This window comes from Streptomyces sp. NPDC031340 (genome assembly GCF_055569945.1).
Map to the genome: position 1 here is coordinate 105,435 of NZ_JBVIIE010000003.1, position 6,031 is coordinate 111,465.

1 protein-coding gene and 1 pseudogene are annotated in these 6,031 nt (G+C 74.0%); both read left to right on the top strand.

Annotation, left to right across the window (positions count from 1 at the left end):
• Window positions 1-13 precede the first annotated feature (13 nt).
• Window positions 14-4,222, top strand: a complete 4,209-nt coding sequence (gene eccCa / locus ACZ5GT_RS03060; RefSeq protein WP_469013433.1) for a type VII secretion protein EccCa — start codon at window positions 14-16, stop codon at window positions 4,220-4,222.
• Window positions 4,223-4,310: 88 nt separating this feature from the next.
• Window positions 4,311-6,031 (top strand): annotated as a pseudogene (locus tag ACZ5GT_RS03065) (hypothetical protein); the annotation flags it as partial.

The window sequence follows — 6,031 nt, forward strand, 5'->3', positions numbered from 1 at the left end:
AGGACACCACGACATGACGCGCATCGCCTTCCACCGCCCTGCCCGGACCTTCCCGCCCTCGCTGCCGGAGAACAAGATCTCCCTGGCCGCCCCGCCCCAGAAACCCCACACCAGCCAGGCGGCCAACTGGCTGGTCGTTCTGTTGCCGTTGCTCAGCAGCGTGAGCATGGCCGCGTACCTGGTCACCTTCGGCCGGCCGTGGATGATCATGATGGGCGTGTCCTTCGTGGTGCTGTCCGTGGCCATCACGCTCTACGTCCGCTGGCAGTCCCGCTCCACCACCCGGCGGCAGCGGCTGCGCCAGCGGGACCGCTACGTCGAGTACCTCTCCGGCATCCGTGCCCAGGCCCGCGCCTCGGCGGCGGCCCAGCGCGCGGTCGGGGCCTTCCTGCACCCCAGCCCGCGCCGGCTGTGGGCCATCGCCGTCGGCCGCCGCCGGGTCTGGGAACGCCGTCCCACCGACGCCGACTTCCTGAAGGTACGGCTCGGACTCGGCCGTGGCGCGGCGAAGCTGCAGCTCACACAGAGCAACAAGTCCGACCCGACCGCCGAGTACGAGCCGCTGTCCCAGCGCGCCTCGGACAAGCTGGCCCGCGACTACGCGACGGTCGGGCTGCAGCCCGCCTGGATCGACCTGGCCGGCAGCGGCGTGGTCAGCCTCCTGGGCTCCGCCGAGCGTACCCGGGCCACCGCCGCCGCACTGCTGCTGCAACTCGCCGTGCTGCACGCCCCGGACGACGTCCAACTCGTCGTACTCGCCCCGCAGGAGCCGGACCGGGAGAACGAGCAGGAGGACGACTCGCCCTGGGACTGGACCAAATGGCTGCCGCACACCCATGAGACCGACGCCGGGGGCTCCGCCGCCGGTCTCGTGCCGACCGTCGCCCGCCGTCTCGACGGCATCGCCGACATCATCGAACGACGGCTGGAACGGGCCCGGGCCGAGCGCACCGAGCGCGCCGCCCTGCTGCCCTCGGCGCGCGACAAGGCCACCCTGGGCCGGCGCTGCGTCGTGGTCGTCGACGGCTACCGCCCCGACGCCGCCTGGGCCCGTACGCCCCTGCTCGCCGAACTGCTGGCCGAGGCCGGCCCGGGCAGCGGTATCCATGTGGTCTGCCTGGTGCGCAAGGAGAACGAGGAGCCCGGCCGGGTCGATGTCCGCGCCCGGCTGGAGGACACCGGGGACCTGACCCTGGAGAGCCGGGACCCGAGCCTGTTCAACCCGGTCCAGGACGCCGTCGCCGACGAGGCCGAGCCCGCGCTGTACGAAGCGGTCGCGCGCACCCTGGCCCCGCTGCGGCTGTCCGGCGAGCGCGACCAAGTGCTCTCCCGCACCGTGTCGCTGCCCCGGATGCTGGGCGTCGGCGACCTCGCCGAGCTCGACCCCACCGCCCTGTGGCGCGCCCCCGACGACGAGGCGCTGCTGCGGATCCCGATCGGGGTGACCGGCACCGGCGAGGACCTGGTGCTCGACCTCAAGGAGTCCGCGCAGGGCGGCATCGGCCCGCACGGGCTGGTCGTGGGCGCCACCGGCTCCGGCAAGAGCGAACTGCTGCGCACCCTGGTCACCGGCCTGACCATGACCCACTCGCCGGAACACCTCAGCTTCGTCCTGGTCGACTTCAAGGGCGGCGCCACCTTCGCCGGGGTCACCGAACTCCCGCACGTGGCCGGTCTGATCACCAACCTCGCCGACGACCTCGCCCTGGTCGACCGGATGCGTGCCGCGCTCATCGGCGAACAGCAGCGCCGCCAGCGGATGCTGCGCGACGCCGGCAACGTCGACTCCGTCCGCCAGTACCAACTGCTGCAGGCCCAGGGCGGCACCGATGTGCACGGCAGGCCGCTGGAGCCGATGCCGTACCTGGTGATCGTGGTCGACGAGTTCGGCGAACTCCTCTCCCAGCGCTCGGACTTCATCGAGCTGTTCGTCCAGATCGGCCGGGTCGGCCGGTCGCTGGGCATGCACCTGCTGCTCGCCACCCAGCGGTTGGACGAGGGCCGGCTGCGCGGCCTGGAGTCCCACCTGTCGTACCGGATCTGCCTGCGGACCTTCTCCGCCGCCGAGTCCAAGGCGGTCATCGGCACGGCCGACGCCTACAAGCTGCCGCCGATCCCCGGCTCGGCGTACCTCAAGGTCGACGAGTCGGTCTACGAGCGGTTCCGGGTCGCCCATGTCTCGGGCGCCTACCAGGCGGACGGCACAGAGCCGGCCCGGACCGGCCCCCCGCCGGAGCCGGTGCCGTACGGGCTGCGCACCGCCGAACTGGCCCGCACCGGGGAGCCGGAAGAGGATACGGCGCCGGCTCCGGTGCCGCTGCCGGCCGCGGGGACCCGTACCGAGATGCAGGTCGTGGTGGAGCGGCTGGGGATGTACGGCCGCCCGGCGCACCAGGTGTGGCTGCCCCCGCTGCCGCCGCATATCGACCTCGACTCGCTGCTGGGCCCGGTCGGCGAAGACCCCGACCGGGGCTTCCAGGCCGTGAAGGGCAACCTCCCCCTCGGCCGGCTCGTCTTCCCCCTGGGGGTGGTGGACCTGCCGCTGCTGCAGGCGCAGCGCGCCCTGCAGGTCAACCTCGACGGGGCGCACGGCCATGTCGCCATCGTCGGCGCGCCGCAGACCGGCAAGTCCATGGCGCTGCGGACCATCGTGCTCAGCGCGATGCTCACCCACACGCCCGATGAACTCCAGTTCTTCTGCGCGGACTTCGGTGGTGGCTCGCTGGGCCCCTTCGAGCGGGCGCCGCATGTCTCCGGCGTGGCCTCCCGGCACGACGAGGCCAGGGTGCGCCGGGTGCTCGCCGTCGTACGGCAGACCGTCATCGACCGGGAGCGGCTCTTCGAACGGCTCGGGATCGACTCCGCCGCGGACTTCCGCCGGCTGAGGGTCCGAGGCGGGCTGCCCGACGGGCAGAACGCGGCCGACATCGTGCTGGCCATCGACAACTGGGCGGCGCTGCGCGCGGCCGTGGACGAGGCCGAGAGCCAGGTGCTCGACATCGCCACGCGCGGCCTCGGGGTGGGAGTCCATCTGCTGATCACCGCCAACCGCTGGATGGAGATACGCACCAACCTGCGTGACGCCATCGGCGGCCGGCTGGAGCTGCGGCTCAACGAGACCGGCGAGTCCGAAGTCAACCGCAAGGCCGCCAAACTGCTGGTCAACGCTGTTCCCGGGCGCGGCATCGCACCCCCCGGCGATCTGATGCACATCGCGTTGCCCCGGCTCGACGGGGCGCAGACCCTGGAGGGACTCGGCGCCGCGCAGCAGAGCGCGATCGCGGAGTCCGCGGCCCGGTGGACCGGCGCGGCCGCCCCGCCGGTGCGGGTGCTGCCCGAGCTGATCACCCCCGCCGAGCTGGCCGCCGCGGTCGAGACCGCGCAGGCGGCCGAGCGCGCCGAGACGGCGCGTTCCGCCGCGGCGGCCGAGGCCGGTCCCGCGGCCGCCGCCGGTCCCGCGCCCGACGGGAAGGCGGTCACCGCCGCACGAACCGTCCCCCGTGCCCGCTCCGCGACAGAAGTGCCCATCGGCATACGGGAGTCCGACCTGGCACCGGCCACGATCGATCTGGGCACGGGAGACCCGCACTTCCTGGTCCTGGGCGACTCCGGCTCCGGCAAGACCTCGCTCCTGCGGTCCTGGATGCGCGGAGCGGCCGAGCGCAACTCCGCGCACGACATCCGCTTCATGGTCTTCGACTACCGGCGCTCGCTGCTGGAGACCGTGCCCGACGAGTACCTGGCCGCCCAGGCGGCCGACAACGACCATGCGGCGGCGTACGTCGAGCAGCTCACCGCCAAGCTCAGCGAGCGGATGCCGCCCCCGGGGATCAGCTCCCGCGAACTGCGGCGGCGCGACTGGTGGACCGGGCCCGAGCTGTACGCCGTCGTCGACGACTACGACCTGGTCGCCGGGCAGGCCGGGCAGCGAGGCCCGCTCGCCCCGCTCGCCGAATACCTCACCCACGCCGCCGACATCGGCTTCCACCTGGTGGTCGCCCGCCGGGTCACCGGAGCGGGACGCGCACTGATGTCCGATCCTCTGCTCAGCAGGATGCAGGAGTTCGGCACCGGCGGCCTGATCCTCTCCGGCGACCCCCGCGAGGGCGTCCTCATCGGCGACCAGCGCGCGGCCCGCCGGCTTGCCGGCCGCGGTGTGCTGGTGGGCCGCCGTGTCCAGCCCGCGATCGTGCAGACCGTGCTCGATCCGGGGATCGACTGACCCCGGCACGCCGTCCCAGGCCCCTCCCACCCCACTGCCCCAGGCCCCGCCCCTCGCAGGGGCGCCCGGCCGCCGCGAAGGACCCGACATGGCGCCCATCAGCTTCGACTCCCAGCCCATCCGTGAGTTGGCCGACCACTGGATGCAGGTGGGCAACACGTTCTTCGAGACGTACGCGTCCACGACCGCGGCGGTCGGCGGCATCCCCTGGTCCGGCATCGCCTCGGACGCGGCGCGCGAGGCGTATGCGTCCAGCCAGAACGCGGGCGGGGGCGCGCCGGGCGGCGGTGTCGCCCTCAAACTCCTCGAGTCGGCGATCACCGCCTGGCGGATCAGCGAGGCGCTGCAGACCTACGCGAACCAGCTCGACAGCACCATCGAGGAGATCAACGAGGCGGAGGCGCTGGCCGGCCTCGCCGCCCTCTTCGGGCTGGTGCTCAGCTTCCTCCTCCCGGGCCTCGGCGCCCTGCTGGGCATGTTGTTCGGGGTCGTCGGCCGGGCCCTCGCGTTCATCGTGGGCGTCGTCGGCCGCGTCGTCTCGGCGATGGGCGCCCTGGCACCCGTCGGCAACTTCCTGATCAACGCGATCCTGGGGGGCGCGATCACCCTGGGCACGGACGTGTTCGCGCAGGCCCTGGCCTCGTGGGCCACGCACAACGACTTCCACATCGACTGGAAGGCGGAGGGCATCAACATCGGGATCGGCGCCGGCGTGGGCGGCTGGATGGGGCCGGACTGGCGCCCCACCGGCACGGGCCCGAAGGCCGGGAACCCCGCCACCGTCGACGGCGGCGCCCCCAACGTCCAGATCCCCAGGAACACGCCGGTCCCGCAGAGTTCGACCCCGCACGTCAGCACCCCTTCGGTGACCGGCGTCCACACACCTCCGCCGCTGCGCGGCGACCTCTCGGAGACGGTGTCCCTGAACCCGGGTGGTGCGGCGCGCCCGGGGCCGGGGGTGGGACGGGTGGACACCTCCGTGCCGAATGCGACGGTGCCGGGAAGCGGGACGCCGCGTCCCGGGCCCGCGGTGGGCCGCCCGGAGACGGCCACACCGCACACCCAGACACCGGGCGGCCCGACGCACGGCCCGGTACGGAACGTCCCGACGGGTCACAGCGCGGACCCGGCGACGCCGGCGGGCACGACGCCGAACACCGGCCCCACTCGCACCGGCCCCACTCGCACCGGCGGCACCAGCCGCGTCGAGACGACCACCATCAGCCCGTCCGGTCCGACGGGCCCGCACACCCGCCCCGGCTCCGGTACCGGCGCCCCGGAGCAGACGCGGCCGACGGCCGACGTGTCCGGCACCCGGACACAGCCGGGGCCGAGCACGTCCACGCCGGACTCCCCGGTGCCCGGGCAGCGCGGGCCGGCATCGTCCGGACGCCCGGTTCCCGACCGGGCGAACAACGCCGCGGGCGGCAGCCCGGCCGCGGGCGCGCGCCCCGACGCCGGGACGTCGAACGCCGGCCCGGGCACGTCGGCGGGCTCGGGCAGCGGCGCCTTCCCCGGCAGGGGGCAGCGTCTGGGTGGGGAGCCGGAGGGTGTCAGGCCGAACTCCGATGTGCGGTCGGGGGGTGCGAACGGTGCGAACGCCGGGGGTGGTGCGGTGCCTCGGCCGGTGCGGTCGGGGCCGGGCTTCGAGCGTCCGGCGACGGTGAACGATCTGCCGGTGGGTGAGGGTTCGCGGGCCGGCGCGGGTGCGGGTTCTGCGGCGGATCCGTTTCCGGGCAAGGGGCAGCGTCTGGGTGGGGAGGGGCGCTTTGTGGAGCACGGTGGGTCCGGTGGTGCGGTGCCTCGGCC

Coding starts and splice junctions, on each gene's coding strand:
- eccCa (WP_469013433.1), top strand. CDS start 14: ATGACGCGCATCGCCTTCCACCGCCCTGCCCGGACCTTCCCGCCCTCG.